The sequence below is a fragment of the Streptomyces echinoruber genome (assembly GCF_014651135.1).
GTDB classification, from domain to species: Bacteria; Actinomycetota; Actinomycetes; order Streptomycetales; family Streptomycetaceae; genus Streptomyces; species Streptomyces echinoruber.
The window spans coordinates 160,122-181,340 of sequence record NZ_BMWH01000012.1 but is presented as its reverse complement, the minus strand read 5'-3'; the positions used below and the strand labels follow the sequence as shown (position 1 = coordinate 181,340).

The window sequence follows — 21,219 nt, the reverse complement described above, 5'->3', positions numbered from 1 at the left end:
CGGTGGCCGCTGCGCGGCCACCGGAAAGCCGCTACGCGGCTTTCAATTCCCGCTCCGCGGGAATCAGGGATTTCCGCTGCGCGGAAATCCATAGAAGTGAATTGAATTCCCGCTGCGCGGGAATTGGGGGCGTCCGCTGCGCTCCCGCCCCACCGGCTTCGCCGGGCAGCAGCAGGAAGGGGGGTGCATCACGCGCACTGCTGTGTAGTCCCTGGGATTCCGGCCCACCAATCCTGCTGACGCCCCGTCACACTCCGGGCCCCGCAGGCGCCGGCCACCCCGCGCGGCTGATCCGGCATCAAACCGGAACACTCGCCGATTCCCCGGACCGCGGGCCCCCGGTGAGGGCACCATCGGAGATCGGTGCACACCATGCAGCATACACACCAACCCGCCATCAGGGAACGGGAATCGGCCAATCATCCCCTGCGGGCGCGAACCCTCCGGCAACCTAATGCATCGCAGTGATGCACTGTGTAGAGTCTGGAACCACACAGCACCACCCCCCGGGCCCGGCCCAGGACGCTCGCGCATTCTGACTCGGCATTCCTTTGGAAGGGGAACACGGGATATGGCCGTTAAGCTGCGCCCTCATCAGATCGAGGCCGTTGACGCCATTGTGCGGGGTTTTGATGTCCCGCCCGGCGGGATTCCCTGGAATGGGCTGCGCGGGCAGGTGCATTCCGCGTGCGGGACCGGGAAAACCACCATGGCCGCTGCTGCTGCGCTGCGGATCGCGCCGCATGGGCGTGTGCTGGTTTTGGTGCCGACGCTGGATTTGCTGGCCCAGACGGTGCGGGAGTGGCGGAAGGTCGGGCACACGGGGCCGGCGGTGGCGGTGTGTTCGCTGGAGGAGGACCCGGAGCTGTACGCGCTGGGGGTGCGGGCCACCACCAACCCGGTGCGGTTGGCCCTGTGGCACGGCACGGGCCCGGTGACGATCTATGCCACCTACGCCAGTCTCAAGGTGCTGGGGGAGGCCTTCGCGGGCGCCTACGGCCAGCAGCTGGCACCGGTGGACCTCGCGGTCGTGGACGAGGCGCACCGGACCAGTGGGTCGCTGGGGAAGGCGTGGGCGGCGATCCACGACCAGGAGGTGATTCCGGCGGCGCGGCGGCTGTACATGACGGCGACGCCGCGGATCTGGCAGGAGCGGCCTGCGCACTGGGAGGTGGCCGAGGGGAGGCGGGATCCGCTGCCGGAGGAGCTGGCGGCGTCGATGGACGATGAGGCGATTTTCGGGCCGGTGCTGTACAAGCTGACGCTGGCGTCGGCGGTCACCCGGGGGTTGCTGGCGCGGTATCAGATTATCGTGGTGGAGCTGACCGATCCGCAGGTCACCCCGGAGCGGTTGCGCGGGCCGCAGGCGCGCGAGGAGGAGGTGCGCGGGGAGCGCCTGGGGGCGTTGCAGGCGGCGCTGCTGCGCACGATGGCTGTGCACGGTCTGCAGACCTGTATCACCTTCCACCACCGGACGATCGAGGCGGCGGCGTTCGCGGAGGGTCTGGAGCGGGTGGCGGGCAAGCTGCATGCCGACCAGCCCGAGACGTACCCGCGGGCGATCTGGGCCGACTGGCTGTGCGGGGAGCACGCCCCGGAGCGGCGGCGCGAGGTGCTGGCGGGTTTTGGGAGCACGGCGCGGCGGGCGGTGCTGTCCAACTGCCGGGTGCTGGGCGAGGGGGTGGACATCCGGGCGGTGGACTCGGTGGCGCTGCTGGATCCGAAGGGGGCGCCGCACGACATCGTGCAGGCCATCGGGCGGGCATTGCGGCAAAAGCCGGGGCAGGGGAAATTGGCGTCGCTGATTGTGCCCGTATTCCTCCAGCCTGGTGAGGAGCCGGAGGACATGTTCACTTCTGGCTCGTATCGGCCGCTGGTGAAAGTTTTGCAAGGGCTGCGGGCTCACGATGAAGAGGCCGTGGAATTGCTCGCTATTCCGCAGGAGCCGCAGAAAAGGGTGGTCCAGCCGTCCGTTTATATCGGTGAGCCTCCGGCCGAGGGCGAGGAGGAATCCCGGATGCTGCTGCGGTTTGCGGCGCCGCGGGACCCGGTGATGATCGCGGACTGGGTGTCGTTCAACGTGATCGACACCGAGCGGCAGGACTGGGCGCGGGGATGGTCGGCGCTGCGCCGGTATGTGGAGCGCGAGGGGCACGCCCGGGTGCCCTACGACCATCGGGAGGGCGCGTATCCGCTGGGGCGGTGGGTGGCGGAGCAGCGCCGCGCCTATGGGGCCGGGCAGCTGTCGGGCCAGCGGGCCGGGCGGCTGGAGCAGCTGGGCATGGTCTGGGACGCCTCCGATGCGCAGTGGCAGGAGAACCTGGCGGCGGCGCGGGCCTACTACGCGCAGCACTGGACGCTGTGCGCGCCCCGCGGCGCGGTGGCGCTGGACAGGCCGGTCGGGCAGTGGCTGGCCAACCTGCGCCGGCCCGGGGCCCTGGCCGGGCATCCGGAACGGGAGGCCGATCTGGTGGCGATCGATCCGGACTGGAACCCGGCGTGGCCGGCGGTGTGGCAGCGGCACTACGCCGCCGTGCGCGAGCTGCTGCGCGAGGAAACCGTCCCCACGGTGATCACCCCGGGCGTGACCGTGCACGGCATGGACATCGGCGCATGGCTGCTTAGGCAGCGCCGGCACGATGTGTGGGCCGCCCTGACGGACGGGCAGCGCGAGCGCCTGGAGGCGATCGGCATCACGCCCCTGCCCGCGCCCACCGAGGCGCCCGCGAAGGCCTCCGGCGGCCGCTCAGGCGCCTTCGAGCGGGGGGTGGAGGCTCTGCGCCGCTACAAGGCCCGTACGGGCTCCGTGACCGTCTCCCGGGCCCACATCGAGGATGTGGACGGAACGCCCGTGCGACTGGGGGTATGGCTGTCCAACACCAAGAACCGCCGGGCGAAGCTCACCCCCGAACAGCGCGCCCAACTCGCCGCCCTCGGACTGGGCTGGGCGGCGGAACGGGGGTGATGGGGATGTGGAGCGCGCAGGACATCGCGCGGGAGTCCGTCCGCCGGCGGGCCCGGGGGCTGAGCGCCGACGAGGTGGCCGGGAAGGTCGCCGACGCTGCCCGGCGTGCGCAGCGGACCCGGCAGCAGCGTTCGTCGCCCGGCGGCCGCGGACCGTACGAGAGCGATCCTGAGCACCTGGCGCAGGTCTGGGCGGCCAAGCACACCGAATGGCGCCGCATCGCAGCGCTGCTTGCCGCCTCCGGGCAGCAGACATACGACCCCGAGCACGACGTCCAGGGCACCGCCTGGGCACGCGAGCGCTCGGCACGCAAGGAAGCGGCCCTGGCGCGGCGGACGGCGTGGGAGCGCGAGCGCCAGGACGCCAGGAACCAGATGCGTCTGCAGGTGTGGCTGTCTGAGGACGTCGGCCGGCGCCTGGCCGCCACCCGCCTCACTCCCGAGCAGGTCCTCGCCCACCTTGCCCGCCATGCCGAACTGCACACCGACGGCACCCTCACGGTCCCGCCCGTCCACCCGCGCTGACAGCAGCCAGTACGGCGGGGCGCCGGTGCGGGCTTGTCCCGCGCCGGGCGCGGGACAAGCCCGTTGGAGAATCACGGGCGGCGGCTGCGTACCGGCCGGGAAACCAAGCGACCTCCTCCCGCCACGGCCTGATGGGGCGTCGGTGCCGGCGACTCCGGGCGGAGCTGCCCGCAGCGCACAGCGGCGCCCCCGGACCGCTCGGGGCGTCAGTCCGGAGCACCGGCTGGGGACCGCCGGACCGCCGGGCGGCTCCTTGTTTCCGGTCTACGGACTGGCTACGCCCTGAGCGCGCTGTGGGGCGTAAAACAGCAGGTCGGAGTCTGCTGGTTGTGATGCGCGCCACTCTTTTCGGGAAGCACATCGCTGAGCCCCGCTCGATGAGCTCCTCGAGGTGGGACCACTGTCGCATGCCTGTTCATCCGGTCGTTTCGATTCCGGCCAGTGTGGTGGAGTGAGGGTGCGTGAGTCTGCCTGAGGGTGAGTGAGTCTGGCCGAGGTATACGGGGCTTGAGGAGGAACGGCCGGGATGCGCGGATGTGGCCGGGCGGCCGGTGGAGGAGGCCGACTGGATGTGCCGATGCGCGAAGTGGATCGGCCACCTGGAGCGGGGGAGGCACCCGACGGTGGTGAACCTGCGGCTGGAGGCGGGCCTTCCGGACCGGCACGCGGTGGTGGCCGGTCTGCCGCGCGTGGCGGCCGTGCTGCGGCGCATCGCCTACGGCGTCGACGAGCTCGCCCGCGCCCGCGGCATCGAAGACCTCGGCCAGGCGTGCACCCGCGGTGATCCGCGGGCGGAGCGGCACCGGCTGACCGGACAGGACCCGGCCTTTGCCGAGTTCCGCGCCCGTGCCGGAACGCTGTCCCGGTCCGTCCGCCAGAGCGCGGAGCCTGGACCGCCTGCCAGGCCGAACGCCGCCGCGGCGGGGAGACGGACGAGACCCCCTGCACGGTGTACAGCCGCGTCGGTGACGCCAGGTCCTGACCCGGAAGCGTTTCTGCACGTCTCCGTCCTTGTCCCTCTGGTACCAGACGCCTCACGGAGCCGCCACGTCATGAGCGCACCCCCGCTCCCCGCACCCGAGGCGCCGTCCTGGCCGCACTGCGCGTACGGCGCGGACCCTGCCACCGATCCCGTCGGCTGCCGCGGCGTCCGCGTCCCCGGCCACACCGCGTGCCTGGCCCACCTGGCCGACACTGACCGCGACGCCTACCTGGCCGGCCTGACCCCCGGCGCCGACGTCGACCACCGCGGCACCTTCTTCACCGAACCCCTTCTCGACGCTCTCCTCGACGCCCTCCGCGACCCCGCCACCCGACTCCCCCACCTCGGCACCGCCCGGTTCGATGCGGCAACCTTCGAGGGCGTCGCCGGGTTCGAGTCGGCGACCTTCCAGGGCGTCGCCTGGTTCGAATTGGCGACCTTCCAGGGCACCGCCTGGTTCGAGTCGGCGACTTTCCAGGGCGGCGCCGGGTTCGAGTCGGCGACCTTCCAGGGCACCGCCTGGTTCGGGTCGGCGACCTTCCAGGGCACCGCCTGGTTCGGGTCGGCGACCTTCCAGGGCGACGCCGGATTCGATGCGGCGACCTTCCAAGGCACCGCCGGGTTCAATGCGGCGACCTTCCAAGCCGCCGGGTTCGAGGCGGCGACCTTCCAGGACACCGCCTGGTTCGGGTCGGCAACTTTCCAAGGCGGCGCCGGGTTCGAGGCGGCCACCTTCCAGAGCACCGCCGGGTTCGAGGCGGCCACCTTCCAGAGCACCGCCGGGTTCGAGGCGGCCACCTTCCAGGACGACGCCCGGTTCGGGGCGACGGCCTTCCAGGGCGACGCCCGATTCGAGCGGGCGGTTTTCGAGCGGTGGGTCAGCCTCGGGCCGTTCGTGTGCGCCGGGCGGGTGAGGCTGTCGGGGGCGGTGTTCCACGGCCCGGCGACCCTCTCGTGCGCGGCGCGCCGCCTGGAGTGCCGGCGGACCCGCTGGTTGTCGACGGCCGAGGTGCGGCTGCGCTACGCCACGGTGGACTTCGCGCACGCGGTCTTCGAATACCCCCTCACCATCGCCGCGGAGGCCGGCCCCTTCGTGCTGCCCAACGGGCGGACGGTGGCGGAACAGGCTCTCGCCCATGCGCCCGACGCCGCGGTGCGGATAGCCACGCTGCGGGGGGTGGACGCGGCCCATCTGGTCCTGGCCGACGTCGACCTGTCGGCGTGTCTGTTCACCGGGGCCGTGCACCTGGACCAGCTGCGGCTGGAGGGCGCCTGCGCCTTCGCCAAGGTTCCGCCCGGCACGCACTGGCGGCGCCGGCGCCCGGTGCGGTTCACCGGGCGCCGCACCCTGGCCGAAGAGCACCACTGGCGCGCCGGGCAGCCGGATGCCGTCCGGGGCTGGAACGCGGCGGTGCTCGGCGCCGGACCCGTGGGGCCGGCGCAGCTGGCGCCGGTGTACCGGGCGCTGCGCAAGGCGTTCGAGGACGGCAAGAACGAGCCGGGGGCGGCCGACTTCTACTACGGCGAGATGGAGATGCGCCGCCACGACCGCACCGGCACCTCCCGCGCCGAACGCGGACTGCTGCACGCCTACTGGGCGCTCTCCGGCTACGGCCTGCGCGCCCTGGGCTGGCTCGCGATCGCCATGCTCGTCACCGTCGTGCTGCTGATGGCCTTCGGCCTGCCTGGGCACGACCCGAAGCAGCAGGCGACCGGCGTCGTGCCGCCCGGCGGTGGCAAGGTCACCTTCGAGATCGGAAAGGACGACCCGCAAAACCCCACCGGGGACAGGTGGACGGGAAAACGCTTCGAGAAGGCTTTGAACATCACGCTCAACTCCGTGGTGTTCCGCTCCAGCGGGCAGGACCTGACCACCGCCGGCACCTACATCGAGATGTCCTCCCGCCTCGCGGAGCCCGCCCTGCTCGCCCTCGCCGTCCTCGCCGTCCGCGGACGCATCAAACGCTGAGGCGGCCGGCACCGGTCCATGCCGGCATGCGCTCGGCGTCGGCACGGGCCAGAGGCAACCGCACCGCGTCCTCCACCGCGGCGCCGGCTCGGCGAGTGCTCAGGGCAGCGGGCTGGCCACGGGCACGGCGCGCCGCCACTCGGTCGTCGCGTCCAGGGCGACCCGCGGGGCGTCGTCCGGCCACGGTGTCAGCCGTCTGCCGGGGCGCCCCGGTGCGGCGGCGCGCGGCCGGGGTCGGACAGCACCGGACGGCGGCGTAGCGAACGGCCGGCGCGACGGTTGCGGCCGGGGCGGCGGGCAGGGAGCCGAGTCCAAGGGCCGAACGGCGGGACGCGGCTGCGGCCGCCGTAGGCCAGCGCCGAGGAAAGACGGCAGTCGGGCCACGCGGTGCGGTGGCGGCAGAGGCGCTGCGGATGGAGTCGCACGAGGCGGCCCGGCGCGGCCGGGTTCAGGGGCGTCCGCCCAGAGTGGGCAACCCGGCCGAGGCGGCCCGCACGCTCCGGCCGCGGCGTGTGGCCTGGATGGTGGTGAGTATCCGGCGGGCCCGCGCCCGCCACACCCGCGCCTCCTCCCCCCAGCCGGCCGCGCGGTGCACCGCGGCGACGCGCAGCGCGGCCGCCCGGGTCCGGGCGGCCAGTACCTCGGCGACCAGCGCCAGCGGGCCCTGCACCCGCACCGCGCCGTGCGCGCCCTCGCGGCGTACCCGCACGCTGGCTTCGTTCATTTCAAGCAACAGCGTTTGTCCATCGGTTTTGGCTGCGGGACGGGGTCTGCGGGGTCGTGGATGTGCATGAGAAATGACGTCACTTCGTGGGACGGCCCGCCGCCCGTGAGGGCGGCGGGCCGTCGAGTTCGGGCCTGTAGGTGTCAGCCGGCCTTGGCGGGTTCCTCGGCCCGGGCCCGGGTGGAAGCGAGCCGGTAGGAGTCGGTGCCGGTCTCGATGATCGTGCCGTTGAAGGTCAGGCGGTCGACGATGGCCGCGCAGAGCCGCGGGTCGGTGAAGGTCTTCGTCCAGCCGCCGAAGGACTCGTTGGAGGCGATGGCGACGCTGTTCTTCTCCTCGCGCTCGGTCAAGACCTGGAAGAGGAGTTCGGCGCCGTGCCGGTCGAGTTCCATGTAGCCGAGTTCATCGATGCAGAGCAGGTCGACGCGGCCGTAGCGGGCGATGGTCTTGTTCAGCTGCTTGTCGTCGGCGGCCTCGACCAGCTCGTTGACCAGCTTCGTCGCCAGCGTGTAGCGGACCCGGTAGCCCTTCATCGCCGCCTCCGTCCCGAGGGCGATGAGCATGTGGGACTTGCCGGTGCCGGAGTCGCCGATCAGGCAGAGCGGCTGCCCCTTCTTGATCCACTCGCAGGAGGCGAGGGTATGGATGGTGGCCGGGTCGATGTTGGGGTTGGCGTCGAAGTCGAAGGTCCGCAGCGACTTCTCCCTGGGGAAGCCGGTCGCCTTGATCCTGCGTTCCGAGCGGCGGCGGGACCGGTCGTCGCACTCGGCCATCAGCAGCTCGGCGAGGAAGCCGCGGTAGGTCATCTGGTCCTTCACCGCCCGGTCGGCGATGTCGGCGAACTCGTTGCGGATCGACGGAAGCCGCAGCATGCGGCAGGCGGTGTCGATGGCGGCGTCGGCGGCCTGCTCGGTCAAGCCTCGCTGGCGGGGCAGGGTCACTGGGCTTCTTCCTCTCGGTGGGCGCCGCCGCTGGCGCGACGGCGTCGGAGCAACTGGTCATAGGGGGTCACCGAGGGCAGCGGCCTGGTGTCCGGCGGAAGGTGGGCAAGACGCCACTCGTGCAGAAACGTCACGGTCGCCGACCCCGAGGTGCCGGCCGACAGGGCGGTGAGGGGCGGTTCGTCTTCGGCCTGGGCGGCCTTGCGGGCCTCCAGCGCGACCGCGTCCGCGGTCAGGGCCCCCGCCCGCAGCGCGGTGGCCAGCCCGGCGACCAGGTGCTCGTGCGGGATGTGCCGGGCCAGCAGCAGCACCTCGATCAGGGCCCGGGTGCCGTCCCGCTCGCCGTGGACCTTGCGGGCCTGGGCCCACCAGACGTCATGGACGGGGGTGAACTTGCCCGCAGAGCGGGCCTGTTCGAGGGCGGTGGCGCCGGGGAAGGCGCCCGGCTTGCGGATCAGGGCCTCGAGGTAGTGGTCCAGCTCCAGGCGGCAGCCGGCCTTGGCGATCAGCCGCTCGTGCCGGGCGACTTCCACGTTCTGGTCGTAAACCACCAGGTGAGAGGCGTGCAGCACGACGCGGACGCGTTTGCCGATCAAGCGGACGGGCACCGAGTAGCGGTTGGTGCGGACGGTGAACTGGCTGTAGCGGTCGACCCTGGGGGTGAACACCCGCCCGGTCTCGAACGGCTCACCCGGCAGCGGCAGCAGCAGCGGCCGTTCGATCTCGAAGTACTCGTCGATGGTCCGCGGCCGCGAGCCGATCCGCCGCCGGCCGTCGTGCAGGTCCCACTGCTCGACCATCTCGTTCAGCTCAGCCAGCGAGGAAACCTCCGGCACCGGGGTGAAGTGGTTGCGGCGGAAGTAGCCGATCCGCCCCTCGACCCCGCCCTTCTCGTGGGCGCCGTCAACACCGGGGCGGCAGTAGAAGCTCTCGATGCCGAAGTGCGACCGGAACGCGATCCACCGGTCGGTTTCCACCCTCGCCCGGCTCAGCCCCAGCACCTGGGCGACGGCGGCCTTGAGATTGTCATAGCGGGCCCGGCCCCGCGGGACCCCGCCCAGCACCCGCAGCGCGTGCACATGCCCCTCGAAGAAGGCTTCCTGCCCGGCGGAGGCGAACACCCAGTGGACGGCCTTGCCCGAATACGACAGGCGGAAGGAGAACAGGTAGCAGGTCACCAGCTCCCCGGCCAGCCGCACGGCCACGTCGCCGAAGTCGACCTCCGCCTCCATCCCCGGCGGGTGGGTCTGCGGGACGAACGCCTCGATGGGTGCCTTGCCCGCCTCCACCGCGATCTGCGGCTTCCGGTCGGCGACATAGCGCCTGACCATCGGATACGACACGTCGGCGCCGTGTTCCTCGATCAGCCGGTGGAAGATCCGCGTCACCGTGTGCCGCTGCTTGCGCGGCGCGTCCAGGTCCGCCCTGAGGATTCCGTCGATCACCGCCTTGTACGGATCGAGCGCCGACGGCCGCGGCGGCAGCGGCTTGCGCGGCTCCGGCCAGGCCGAGTCCAGGGCTTTGCGCACCGTCCGCCAGCCGACGTTGTACTTGCGCTCCAGCTCCCGCATCGCCACGCCGGCCCGGTGGTCCCGACGGATCGCCGCGTACAGCTCGACCTTCGACATCTGCGGCATGACCAGGACCTTTCACCGGGAACACCCCGATGCTGTCCTGGCAAGCCCCCACCGCCGTCAAAACTCGTGAACATCACCCGACCGTGGATCCGGGCGCCTCCCAAACCCGTGTACAACCGCCGTCACGACTCATGAATAAAGCCACGGCGGCATGCCCCAGTCCCCCGTAGAAGGCATGGCGTTCAGGGTCGTAGGAGCTGTCGTAGTACACGCCGTCGGGCAGGGGCGGAATCCCCAGCTGCAGCAGCAGGTCCTGCTGCCCTTCCTCCAGGCCGAAGAACTTCAGCCGCTGCTTGCTGATCCAATCCATGATCGCGCGGTCCTCGCGGCTTGCATGGTTGTAGGAGTGTGAGCTGAACCGCCAGCCAGTGGCGTGGACGAGGGCCTTGGCGCGGAGGTATTTGCGTTGCCAGTCCTGGGGCCAGGACGTGTTCCAGTGCGGGTCGATGGCCTCCAGCTGCCGCTGGTGGGAGTCGGGCAGCCGGCCGGTGTTGGCCTTGCGGCGTTGAGTGGCCAGCCATCTGCCGAGCCGGTGGCCGCCGATGTCTTCCTTGACGGGGACAAGGAGATGACCGTGCACGGCCGCCCAGGCACGGGCGTGTTCGAGCATGGACTCGAACGTTGGCGCGGGAGCGGTCCACAGCATGCCGAGCTGGTCCAGGACCTGTTTCTGTTCGGCCGGCAGCCGGTCCAGCAAGAGGCGCAGACGGAAGTTGGCCAGGCACTCGCCCAGGGCGAAGCCGTCGGGGTCGGTGTAGTCGGTGGGGACGTCGAGGTGTCCGGAGATGGTGCGGTAGGCCGCGGCTGCGGCGTGGGCCTGCTCCCAGGTGCCGATGGCCGGCACGGTGAGCTCCAGGCCCAGGGCGCGGGCCAGTTGGGCGGCACGTTCCGGCCGGGCATAGTGGATGGCCCGTCGGCCAGCAGCAGTGGCGGAGCGTGAGCGGGCGGGCAGGGCGATGCGGTCCATGAACGACTCGTCGTGGGAGCGCAGCGCCTGTAGGAGGGTGACCAGGTTCGCGAACGCGGAGTCCTCCAGCAGGTCGGCGACATCGGCCCCGCGGCGGAGATAGACGGGGATGACCAGCGTGGTCTTCTTCCTGGCACCGGGCGGCTGGCGCAGGCCGCGGCCGATGGCCTGCACGGCATCGATGACGCTGTAGCGGGGAGCGCCGAAGACCACCGCGTCGACATCGGGCATGTCGACGCCCTCGTTGAGCACGCGCACATTGGACAGCACCGCGCACGCCCGGCCGGGGTCGGCGAAGTCGTCCAGCAGGTCGCGGCGCCAGTCTGCGGACTGCTGGGAGTGGATCGCCTGCGACCACAGGTTCTCGATCCGCAGCTCCCCGCCGACCTCGAGCGCGGTGGTGGGCAGGGAGGCGGCGAAGGCCTCCGCCAGGGCGACCCGGTTGTGGAAGACCAGGACGCGGCGCAGCCCGTTCTCGGCGATCGCCCGCAGGACGGCGATCTGCAGGGCTGCGTTGCGCAGCCTGTCGTGGTGGGCACTGGTGCCGGGGCGGCGCTCGGCGAGGATGGAGTGCAGGTCTTCGTCGTCGACGATCGGCATGACGACCTGGTAGTCGGCCAGGATGCCCCGCTCGATGGCCTCGGCCATGCCCAGTTCGAACACGGTCGGGCCGAAGATCTCCCGGTGGTCCATGGTGGCCAGCGGGATGCGCTCCATGAACGGCACCAGTTCATCGGGGGCGGTAGTGTCCCAGACGCGGGGCGTGGCGGTCATATAGAGGCGGATCTTGGCGGGGACCGCGGCGTCGTCGTGGATGGTGCCCCAGCCATCACCGAAGGCGGAGCAGGTGCGGTGGGCCTCGTCGGCAATCACCAGGTCCCACGGCGCGAGACCGTGAAAGTCGTGGGCGTCCTGGATGTGGTGCAGCGAGTCGTAGGTGGCGAACACGGTGACCGGGCCGCCCACCCGCATCGCACGGGCGATCGCCCGCGGGTAGCGGGTCATCACCCCTTCGCTCGGCGACAGTCCGCTCTCGGTCTGGCTCAGGGAGCACACTCCAAGGGCCAGCCCGCGGTGGCCGGTCTGCGTCACCAGGGCCTTCGTCGGCATCAACACCAGCGCCGCGCCGTGAGGGGCCACACGCTGCGCGGCCTGCTGCGCGATCAGAGTCTTCCCGGTGCCGCACGCCGACACGACCGTCATGCGCTGCTCCCCCGCGGCCGCAGCGGCCTCGATCGCAGCGAGCGCCTCGATCTGGTGGTCGCGTAACCTCACACCGCCCCCAAAATCCCGCCTACGGGCCTCTTGAGATCGCGGGAATGTACCGGCTCGGGGCGCCCTCCGGGGCGCACAGCGAACACTTTCGGCCAATGTCCGGGCCGGGCGGGACGCGATGGACCGAATGGGACCCGTGCGACGGCACGAAGCCGTAGAGAAATAGGGTACGCACCTGCGGGAAGGACCTCGCCTGCCCGGCGGGCCGATCGGACCAGGGCCGGCCCGCTGAGGGCGACGGCGGGAAAGGGAGGCGTAGAGAGCATGACGGCGGCCCGGACTTCCCGCGGCGGTACGGGCAGGCCGCGCCACACGAAAACGTGGAAGCCGGCGCGGCGGCTCGGGCGGTCGGTGATGCCGTTCATCGGCGGGGAATCCACCGGCTCCTACACGCGGCGCCTGGCGCACCTCAACGGCGGCATCCCGTACGAAGAATTCTGGCTCATGTTCGGCACGCCACTGCGTCAAGGCGGTGTGGTGGGTGATCCGCTGTGCGGCGGCGGCTATCTGAACCGGTCTGCGCTGGAGCGGCTGGCCGTCATGTCCGACCGCCCGGTGCCGCAGCTGCAGTTCGCGCTGCCGAACCTGCGTGAGCACCGGCTGCTGAAAGCCGACGGCCCACCGGTGTGGGACTGGCCCTGGGATACGGCCGGCTGCTTCCTGGTGCGGGTGTGTGAGCTGTGCGCCCAGACCAAGGGCACCAGCCTGGAGGCGTATCTGGCCAGCGATGCGACCTGGCAGGTGTGCGCCCGGCACGGCCGCTGGCTGGACAACCGCCGTGAACCGGGAGCCACAGCCATCCCGCTGACCGCGCTGCCCGAAGTCGTGACCGCCCACCAGCTGCGGCTGCAGCTGGAGCGGCGGCTGGGCGCGGGCGGCCGCGCCATATTCGCGGACGCCTACGCCATCACCTCGTGCTGGTGGAACATCCCCACCCTCAATGCCCCGGTGTGGCAGGCGCGCCGGCGTGCACTGGGACGCGCCGGGCGCGACGAACTGCGCGTCGCGCCGCTGGTGTTCTACCCCGAGGCGGTCCGCCTGGCCCAGGCGCTGGCGGCACGGGAGCGCCGGCGCCTGCGGCACACCCTCACCCCGAAGGAGGACGACGGATGGCTGGAGCGGGTCGCGCTGCTTTTGGAGGAGTGGGGCATGCCGGTGGCCGAGGCACTGGACCTCGTCGAAGTCTGGGCGTTGCGCCACCCCCTCCTGCCCCGACCACGCCGCGCGCACTGCGCCGCGGCGCAGAGGCCGGCTCACGGCCGCTGGCGGCGCCTGCCGCTGGCCGCCCCGCACACCGACCAGACGGTGGAGGCGACGCTCGGCGAACGGTCCTGCCTGCCGTGGAAACTCGGCGAACTGATCAGCACCGAGCTGACCCCCGCCCCCGGAGGCTGGCGCCTGAGCGGCCGCGCCTGACACCCCACTGGCCGACCGGGCCTGTATGTCTGGCGTTGAGCCGTCTCCGGGCCGGGCTGCAGTATGGGCGTCAGACGGTGAGCAGGCCAACTCCGCGCGACTGGGCCCACTGCGTCACGCCTGATCGAAGCGGTGATGACCATGCAGCGGGGCGTAGTTGACCGTCACGGGTGACTGGATCTGCTTCGGCGAGGCCGAAGGCCTGGACGAGTTCGTCGGCGAGCAGAGAGGCCGTCTGGACGAGCCCCGGCCCCTCGTCGGTCAAGTCGTCCAGGAGAGTGACCGCCTCGCTGTCGGCGTAATCGCAGCTTTGCGTGCTCAAGGGCCTGCGTCGGCCTGTCGGGTCCATCATGTCGAGCCGAAATGGCAGCAGGGGGTGCAGGTTGGGCCGGGCCGGTCCCTGGGGAAAGTGGTGCGGGGCTGCGACGAGGGTGGCCCGCACCACCGCCGTGCCGGTGGCTCCGGCGCGTTCTCGGGCATGGGTCCCCAGCACGTGCAGAGCCGACAGCAGCAGCCACACCACCGTGTCCGGTTCGGCCCAGAAGAACTCTTGGAGGTCGACGGTGCTCGTGTTGGTCGCGATCCTCAGTGCCCAGCAGCCGGAGCCGTCGCGGTGGAGGTCGGCCTGGTGGTAGAAGAGTCCGCGCGGATCGCCGCCGTATGCGGTATAGCGGCGGGAGCCGATCCGGACTCCTTCCAACACATACTGATCGTCTCCGATCAGGCTGGTGTTGAGCAGTTCTGCCTGTGCGGTCCGGTACGCCTCCCGGTTGATGATCATGTCTCCGGGGATTTCCGGGACCAGGGAGACGATGAGGTGGGGGACGTTGCTTTCGGGAAGTGCCACCAGCAGTTCGCGCTCCACGTTCGCCATACGGCGGGAGCGGTCGGCTGCGGCGCTGAATCGACGCTGGTAGGCGGTCGCGACCTCGGTCTCGGTGAGCCAGTCGGTCTTGGTCGCACCGCGGCGGGGGTACACCAGCGCTTCGCGGGCCGTCTGCGCGACAGCGGTGACGGCATGCGGGGCCTGCGGGCTGGGCGGCACAGCGATCAGCAGCAGGCCTTTGCCGTGTGCGGCCGGGTCCGGGTTGGGCACCGGGCGCATCTCGACGCGCACGGTTGGAGTGGTGTGCCGGGCGATGACCTGATGAAGATGGCGCAGGTGAGCATCGGATATGTCCGTGTCCATCACCCGGGACGGCAGGCCGTCGGCCTCGGCCATGCCGATAACGAGGACGCCGCCCACATGGTTGGCGAATGCGGCGACGTCTTTGGCGAGTTCGGCCTTCTGCGCGTCGCTGGACGCAGCAAGCTCACGCTTGTAGTCCAGGTCCTCGCTCTCCCCGGCCTCCGGATTGCCCACCAGCGCGGCAAGATCGGAGTAGGTGACCGCTTCCAGCGGGCCGCCCAGCAGTGTCTCCACCCGGCGTGATCTGTAGAGCATGCGCGAGACGTTAACGCCCCGACCGTCACCGCGGCGACGTGTCCGGCGAAAGCGCAGGCGTGTGCAGGCTGCGGCAACAGCCTCCGGGCATCGACACGGCGAGGCGCCAGTTACCGGTCGGCCCTGGCCCACCCACCATTTTACGTCAGGAAGACGAGAAGCGGGGGCGGCGCCGCTCCCCCTGACCGCACCGTCGGGTTGATTGCCCCGTCAGCGGTACTCACGCAGCCGTGTGAGGAACTGGCGGACGAGCGCGTCAAGGTCGGTGTCGGCGCTGGTCTCCTCGACCAGGATGCGTTCGATGTGGACGATGCCGCTGTTGCGCCAGTGCCGGTCGCGCGTGGCGTCCACGCCGAAGCGCTTCTGGTGATGAGGGCCGTCGACCTCAATGATCCCCACCCTGCCGGCAACGGTGACGAGGAAGTCCGGCGTCCAGGCGTTGCCGACGCCGACACGCCCCATCGGCAGCGGGAAGATGGAGATGGTGGAATCCTCAGGCAGCGCCGCCTGCGCCCTCTTCAACGCCTCGTAGACGAGGACTTCCTCGCGGGAGTCGAAGACAAAGCCTTCCCTGCTGAGCCCGGGGGTAACTCCTTTGGCGCGGCTCCTGGACGCCTGGTTGGATGCTGCTCCTTTGGCCAGCTTCTCCTGCAGTATCTGCCGCCAGTCGTCACCGATGTCGGGAAGCGCAGGTGCGGCGGTGACCCCGCCGATCTCCAGGCCGTGCCGCCCGGCCACATGCTCGAACACCGGCTGGATGGCGGCGGTGACGTCTTCGGTGAAACGAGGAACGAGATAGGGCGGCACGATGAGGACGGCGTCTTGCCAGTCCCCGAACCGGTTGCCGGGGACCAGTTCCACGTCTTCGACGTCCGCCAGCAGTGCGGCTGCCTGGTTGTGGCCTTGCTCGTGCATGAAGAACGCGGTCTGGGCCAGGACGAGATGCAGCGTGGGCGTCGATGCTTTGGTTGCCTCGCTGGAGGATTCGGAGGTGGTGACGGCGACGGACACACGCACCTCTGCCGCGGGACTTTCCGGTGTGGCGCTGGGCAGGGCGAACGGCGCTTTTCCCTCCACGACCAGTTCGACGGCGGGTTGGGGGTTGAGGGACTTCGGCAAGGGCTTCGTCGAGTATGGCTGAAGAGCCCGAGGCAACGAGGTTGTCGCATACGCCCTGGCTCATTGCGCTCAGCGTCAAAGTCGTGCCGTCGTAGAAGAGGACGTCCGTGTTCTGCTGCAGCAGGATCCACGTGAACCGTCGCCGGTTCTTGACCGCTTCCAGAACCTGCGGCCAGAACTTGTTCATCCCCGCCGTCATGTCCGCCATACCGCCTCCTGTGTGCTGCCCGACCAGCAGCGCAGGGCCATGCGCTGACATCCGGCGGCGGCTTCACCGTGAGCAGGTAACGTCGCGGGGATTCCGGCTGGGCCACAGGCGCCGTGCGATGCCGGCACCATCCGTGCGGCCAGCCAGTGCGTTGAGCAGGCTGGCGATGCGAACGGGCTGAACCCGGGGTCGAGGGCACGCACAGCAAACCGGTACACCAACGCAAGGCGACATATGTCGATTCCAGCAATCCGGCGATGCCTGCGATGTAGACCCACACCGGCAGCCCTGCGCACAGGACTGCCGGCAACGCGGTGGCGCCCGGCACGCCGGCGAAACTCATTCGTCGGGATCCTCCCTGTAAACCCACGCGCCGCTGAGCCGCCCGGCGTTCGCGGATGCGGGCCCCGCTCCTGCCGGGACGGGCAGGGGGCAGATCTTCGGATGCCTGGGCCAACGGCGCTGTCTGAGGGCGATGAGCTGCGCGGCCGCAGCTCCAGACCTTGCATGCGCACACCGAAATCAAGGCAGCACGAGTGCAGTTGACATGCGAGAGAAACTCCCTGGCTCCTCCCACCGGGAAGCACCGATACTCATCGAATGACGACCAGGTCACCCCACTACGGAATACGTGCCGTCTCGTGGAGCGCCGTCCAGGCCGACCGTTACCCTCACCATCCGGACATCGCGTACTGGGACGGAACCGAGGCGGCGGAACTGAACCGGCTCCGGGGCCTGGTGGTGGTCCAGGCAGCGGAGACCGAAGCCGTGCTCGGCATGATCCTCTCCCGCCTGGACCCTGCTGCCCGGATCGACCAGCCTGCGGGACGACTGCTGCAGAACATACGGCAGAAGATCGACGGCTTCTGCGATACCGAGTGGCCGCCAGCGCTTGACCTCATCGAAGCCGCCGTCAAGCGGCGTAACCGAGTGGTCCACGACAGTCCGACGATCGGCAGAGTGTGGCGCGGGTACGCGACCGGCGGTGGCGAGTGGGTCCATGTCCTGACGACGCTGGGTGACGACGAGTGCGACGCCGGCACTCTCGTGGGTGACCTGACGCTCCAGCAGGACGCGACCGCTGCCGCTGTGGAACTTCTCAACTGCCTGACCGTCCCCACGCAGTCTCCCTGACGCCGCGGAACGAGAGTGGTTCTCGCCGCGGCCAGCTTGCGCCCGCTCCTTGGGCTGCCCCCGTCCAGTGCTATGCGGCTCCTAGAGGCGTCCGCCGCTTCGGCATGAGCGTCCAAGCGCTGGACCCCGGCGGTTGTCGGAGCCGGTGCGTACAGTCACGGCAGCGTTGCAGCATCGGGTCGGCAAGTGCGCTTGGAGTTGGTCACATTGGTGTCGGGAAGACCGGTAGACCCGGAAGAGGCACGGCAGTTGATGCTGCGGAACGGGTGCAGACCGAAGACCGTGTTCACCAAGGCCAAGGATCCCTGGCCGAGCACGTGCGAGCGATGCGGCGCGGACATCGGTCCGACCTACGACAGCATCGCCTCCGCGGCCAGAAGGTCCGGTGACGCCCCGCGCGGCTGCAGAGACTGTGCAGACCGTGCGCGGGCCGAGAAGTTCCGGCTGGACGAGGCAGACCTGGCCCAGACGATCGCCGCGGCCAACATCAAGCCGCTGGAGCCGTACACGAACAACAGCACCCGGATGGAAAGCATCTGCCTCAATGAGGCCTGCCCGCGTGAGGGCAAACCGATCAAGGTGCTGATCAAGGCGGTCCGGCGGGGTGCTGTGGCCTGCAAGTACTGCGCGCGCCGGGCAATCGACCCCGCTGCCGCCGTCGCCATCATGCGGGAGAAGGGCCTCGTGGAGCCCAGCACCTCCTACGTCAGGGTGGATGATCCGTGGCCAGGCACATGTCTGCGCTGCCATCGCATGGTGCAGCCACGCCTGCACGACGTGATGCAGGGCCAGGGGGCATGCCGTCACTGCGCGCCGAACACGCCGCTGAGCAAGCAGCAGGCGTGGGACCGCGCGGTCGCCTACCGGTTCCGTCCCAGTGATCCGGAAGCATTTAGGAGCACCAACACTCCGTGGGCAGGTACCTGTCTGAACTGCCATGGTCCGGTGAACCCATGTCTGGGCAATCTCTATCGTGGTCAGGGAGCGTGCAACTCGCGTACGTGCAAGATCACCGGTTTCAAGGACAGTGAGCCGGGACTGGTCTATCTGCTGCAACGGGCATCCCGCCCCGCCATGGCGAAGGTCGGCATCTGCGGGGACTCCGCGCGCAACACGCGGTTGCAGGTCCACACACACAACGGCTGGGAGGTTCTCTACACCCGGTCGTTCCGGGTGGGGCTGCATGCACGGCTGGTGGAGGGCGCCGTCAAATGGCTGTGGTTCACCGAACGCGGCTGGCAGAACGGGGCAGCCCGCGGGGAACAGTGGAGCGACGGCTACACGGAGACGGTACTTCTGGACGAGGCCGGGCGCGGCGAACCGTGGTCGCTTCTCACGCCCCTGGCGCTGTGGACGGACGTCCTGGCCGAGACCGTGCGGCTGGGCTTCGACCTTGACGAGGAGCGTCTGGAGGCGATGGCGGGCTGACACCTCCCGCCATGGACGGGGCATGTGGGCCGCGATGTCAGTGCCCGCCGTTAGGGTCGACGCTGTGATCAGGGAGCACTACCCGCAGGCGTGGCAGCATCTGCGCAACGCGCAGCAGGCCAAGACGGCGATGGCCACGTTGTGGAGCACGCTTGTCGAGGGCGGGCTTGTCGAGGAAAGCGTGGTCACGCATGCGGACGGGCCGGGGGTCATCAGTGCGTGGCTGGCCTGGCCACCCGGGGCGCAGTCGGAGCTGACCGAGCTGTTCCGCGGGTGTGTGCGTGAGCTGTGGGCGTGTCTGGATGCGCTGGTGACGGAGTCGGTTGAGGCGTTCAGTGTGCAGCACCGCACGCGCAGGCCCGAGCGTCCCCGGTTCTTCCCGGTCGCCGATGGTCTGGACGGGTTCCGGTCGTTGCTGGCCGAGTCGTGCATGGACGGCACCCTGCGCTCGCACGTGGCGATGGTGGAGGACTGCCAGCCCTTCCAGGACAGCGACGGCAACGAGGTCATCGACCGGATACGCCGAGGGTTGGGTTACCTGCTGGAGTGGGACAGGGCTCTGGATGCGGAGGCGGTGATGGGGGCGTGGGCGACCCCCGTCAGTCCGCAGGTGCGCGCTGCCGCGCCTGCGGTGGTCGAGAGCCTTCAGGCGGCCGCGCCTGGTGCGCTCGGCGAACAGGGGCGTGTGCTGGCCCGCTATCAGCTGGGCTCCTACCAGAGCGGGTGTGCCGTTCAGGCGCAGGCGGGCACCTATGTCGACCTGTGTTTCACCGAAGGGTTCATCCCGGACGACGGCGAGGACACCTTCGACGGGCGGCTCACGCTGGTGATCGAGGCGGTCACCCGGTTCGCCGTCTCGTTCGCCTGGCTCTCCAGCCAGGTGCCCGGCAGCAGGCGCATCCTGTCGGCCGTACGCGCCGGCGCGGCGGACACCTGGATTGAGGCCACGCGCTCGTCGAGGCACTGGTCTGCTGAGGAACTGGCCGCACTGGCCTCCTCGGACATCGGCCTGGGACGGGTCCAGGACACCGACATGCTCACCCTGCTGGTGAACACTCCAAGCGGCGCGTACGAGCGAGTCATCCCGCACGCAACGCCCCTGCGCCATCACGACCGGCGGGGCACTGCCGCGGAGACAGCGGTCAAGGATGCGGCCGCCACCTGGGGACTGCCCGATTTCGTGATGGCTCCTATCGTGGAACGCAAAGGGCGCGGTGTGCGGGAGATCAGCGACGGGCTGCTGGTGGTGGGCAATCGCGGTGTCGTCGTGCAGATCAAGGCCCGCGAGGTCGAGCCCGGTGCACCCGAGCGGGAGACGTCCTGGGTCCTCAAGCAACTGACTGCGGCGGGCAAACAGGTCCAGGGCACCGTGCGCCGGCTGAAGGCGCAGGGCGTGCGGATGGTCAACGGACGGGGTCTCAGCCTCAGTATCGACAGCCCGGCCATCGACTGGGTCGGCGTCACCATCATCGAGCACCCCGGCCCTCCACAGGGGTTGGCTGTTCCCGCGCACCACGACAGCACGCCGGTGATCGCGCTGCTGCGGCGGGACTGGGAGTTCTTGTTCAACCAGCTGCGCTCCACCCATGCCGTGGTCGGCTACCTGCACCGTGTCGGTTCCTCGGCGCCCGTGCTGGGCGGCGAGCCTGAGCGCTACTACGAGCTGGCCGCCGCGGATGCCGAGGCAGTGCCGGGTGCCGTCGACCCGTCCTGGACACGACGCGGCGGGCAGCCGCACAGTGTGCCGCTGCTGCCCGCAGCCCCGGCCGGCAGCGACGATGACGAGGCCCACATCATGGTCCGCATCATGCTCGAGGATGTGGCCACCAGCCCGATCGGGCCCGACGAACGGGAGGCCTGGCAACGGGTGCTGGCCTCCCTCGACAGTCTGCCGGTGGGGTACCGCACGGATCTGGGCCGTTTCCTCCTCGACGCGCTGGCCACGGTCACCGAGGCCGAAGAGGGCACGACGGTGTGGCGGATGCGTACATTCATCGCCGGGCCCGGCCAGGACCAGCTCGGCTTCGCCGTCTGCTCCGCCCTGACCGCCCACACCCGTGCCGCGTTCTCCGCCTGGCTCCAGCTGCGCCATCACGAACGCGGCGAGCACGCGGACCTCACGTCGGTCGGTGTGCTGCTCACACCCCGCACCGACGGCTACCGGGACTGGGACACCACCGTGCACGCGATCAGCGGCGCCCCGGAACTGACGGACGACGAACTCCGCACGTACCAGAATCTGTTCAACGCTCCCAACGCCCCTCAGGAGCAGGCGCGAGACCGCCGCCCTGAAAACCCGTGATCCAGCGGCTGGCTGCGTGCCTAACGGTCGGTGAAGTCTGCCCAGGAGCTGGTGTGTCCGCCTGGACGGCTGCGGCGCAGGCGGACACCGGCGATGCACAGGACGCGTGGGTGCTATTTCCGGCGCCGTACGCGCCAGGATCCCGCCCTGCGGCAACACCGTCCTGTCAATCTGTACCTCCGCG

Annotated in this window: 12 protein-coding genes and 1 pseudogene; 7 read left to right on the top strand and 6 right to left on the bottom strand. The window is 70.2% G+C overall.

What is annotated here, in order from left to right; genetic code table 11:
- The first annotated feature begins 571 nt into the window (after positions 1-571).
- The 3 genes from IE225_RS16410 (at position 572) to IE225_RS16400 (ending at position 6,440) form a co-directional block, all read left to right on the top strand.
- A complete protein-coding gene (locus IE225_RS16410; RefSeq protein WP_190058251.1) occupies positions 572-2,965 on the top strand; it encodes a DEAD/DEAH box helicase in 2,394 nt (797 codons plus the stop codon).
- A complete protein-coding gene (locus tag IE225_RS16405) occupies positions 2,965-3,489 on the top strand; it encodes a hypothetical protein (RefSeq protein ID WP_190058250.1) in 525 nt (174 codons plus the stop codon). The genes IE225_RS16410 and IE225_RS16405 overlap by 1 nt, the downstream gene beginning before the upstream one ends.
- Before the next feature lie 1,052 nt (positions 3,490-4,541).
- Positions 4,542-6,440, top strand: coding sequence for a pentapeptide repeat-containing protein (locus IE225_RS16400; RefSeq protein WP_190058249.1), 1,899 nt, complete (start codon positions 4,542-4,544; stop codon positions 6,438-6,440).
- 448 nt (positions 6,441-6,888) lie between these two features.
- On the opposite strand, the gene IE225_RS16395 is transcribed toward IE225_RS16400, so the two are convergent.
- The 4 genes and pseudogenes from IE225_RS16395 to IE225_RS16380 form a co-directional block, all read right to left on the bottom strand.
- Positions 6,889-7,164 carry a hypothetical protein gene (locus IE225_RS16395; protein WP_190058248.1) on the bottom strand — a complete coding sequence of 92 codons (276 nt, stop codon included), beginning with the start codon at positions 7,162-7,164 and terminating at the stop codon, positions 6,889-6,891.
- Positions 7,165-7,307: 143 nt separating this feature from the next.
- Positions 7,308-8,105 carry an IS21-like element helper ATPase IstB gene (gene istB, locus IE225_RS16390; protein WP_190058247.1) on the bottom strand — a complete coding sequence of 266 codons (798 nt, stop codon included), beginning with the start codon at positions 8,103-8,105 and terminating at the stop codon, positions 7,308-7,310.
- Positions 8,102-9,733, bottom strand: a complete 1,632-nt coding sequence (istA, locus tag IE225_RS16385; protein ID WP_190058265.1) for an IS21 family transposase — start codon at positions 9,731-9,733, stop codon at positions 8,102-8,104. The genes istB and istA overlap by 4 nt, the downstream gene beginning before the upstream one ends.
- Before the next feature lie 451 nt (positions 9,734-10,184).
- A pseudogene (locus IE225_RS16380) lies at positions 10,185-11,984 on the bottom strand (helicase associated domain-containing protein); the annotation flags it as partial.
- A 354-nt stretch (positions 11,985-12,338) separates the two neighbouring features.
- Here IE225_RS16380 and IE225_RS16375 point away from each other — a divergent pair.
- A complete protein-coding gene (locus tag IE225_RS16375; protein WP_190058245.1) occupies positions 12,339-13,400 on the top strand; it encodes a hypothetical protein in 1,062 nt (353 codons plus the stop codon).
- 70 nt (positions 13,401-13,470) lie between these two features.
- On the opposite strand, the gene IE225_RS16370 is transcribed toward IE225_RS16375, so the two are convergent.
- Both IE225_RS16370 and IE225_RS16365 read right to left on the bottom strand, forming a co-directional pair.
- Positions 13,471-14,844, bottom strand: coding sequence for an AlbA family DNA-binding domain-containing protein (locus tag IE225_RS16370; protein ID WP_190058244.1), 1,374 nt, complete (start codon positions 14,842-14,844; stop codon positions 13,471-13,473).
- 210 nt (positions 14,845-15,054) lie between these two features.
- Entirely contained in the window at positions 15,055-15,963 is a 909-nt protein-coding gene (locus IE225_RS16365; protein WP_190058243.1) for a putative endonuclease domain-containing protein, read from the bottom strand.
- 808 nt (positions 15,964-16,771) lie between these two features.
- On the opposite strand from IE225_RS16365, the gene IE225_RS16360 reads away from it, so the two are divergent.
- The 3 genes from IE225_RS16360 to IE225_RS16350 all read left to right on the top strand — a co-directional run bounded on the left by IE225_RS16360 (position 16,772) and on the right by IE225_RS16350 (position 21,035).
- Complete coding sequence (locus IE225_RS16360) at positions 16,772-17,305, top strand: hypothetical protein (protein ID WP_190058242.1); 534 nt, start codon at positions 16,772-16,774, stop codon at positions 17,303-17,305.
- A gap of 282 nt (positions 17,306-17,587) precedes the next feature.
- On the top strand, positions 17,588-18,733 hold the full coding sequence (locus tag IE225_RS16355) for a hypothetical protein (RefSeq protein WP_190058241.1): 1,146 nt from the start codon (positions 17,588-17,590) through the stop codon (positions 18,731-18,733).
- 64 nt (positions 18,734-18,797) lie between these two features.
- Positions 18,798-21,035 (top strand): hypothetical protein, encoded by a 2,238-nt coding sequence (locus tag IE225_RS16350; RefSeq protein WP_229879616.1) that lies wholly within the window; start codon positions 18,798-18,800, stop codon positions 21,033-21,035.
- The last annotated feature ends 184 nt before the right edge of the window (positions 21,036-21,219 follow it).

Bases quoted from the DNA above. Each gene is read 5' to 3' on its own strand.
- IE225_RS16410 (WP_190058251.1), top strand. From the start codon at position 572: ATGGCCGTTAAGCTGCGCCCTCATCAGATCGAGGCCGTTGACGCCATT.
- IE225_RS16405 (WP_190058250.1), top strand. From the start codon at position 2,965: ATGGGGATGTGGAGCGCGCAGGACATCGCGCGGGAGTCCGTCCGCCGG.
- IE225_RS16400 (WP_190058249.1), top strand. From the start codon at position 4,542: ATGAGCGCACCCCCGCTCCCCGCACCCGAGGCGCCGTCCTGGCCGCAC.
- IE225_RS16395 (WP_190058248.1), bottom strand. From the start codon at position 7,164: ATGAACGAAGCCAGCGTGCGGGTACGCCGCGAGGGCGCGCACGGCGCG.
- istA (WP_190058265.1), bottom strand. From the start codon at position 9,733: ATGTCGAAGGTCGAGCTGTACGCGGCGATCCGTCGGGACCACCGGGCC.
- IE225_RS16375 (WP_190058245.1), top strand. From the start codon at position 12,339: ATGCCGTTCATCGGCGGGGAATCCACCGGCTCCTACACGCGGCGCCTG.
- IE225_RS16370 (WP_190058244.1), bottom strand. From the start codon at position 14,844: ATGCTCTACAGATCACGCCGGGTGGAGACACTGCTGGGCGGCCCGCTG.
- IE225_RS16360 (WP_190058242.1), top strand. From the start codon at position 16,772: ATGACGACCAGGTCACCCCACTACGGAATACGTGCCGTCTCGTGGAGC.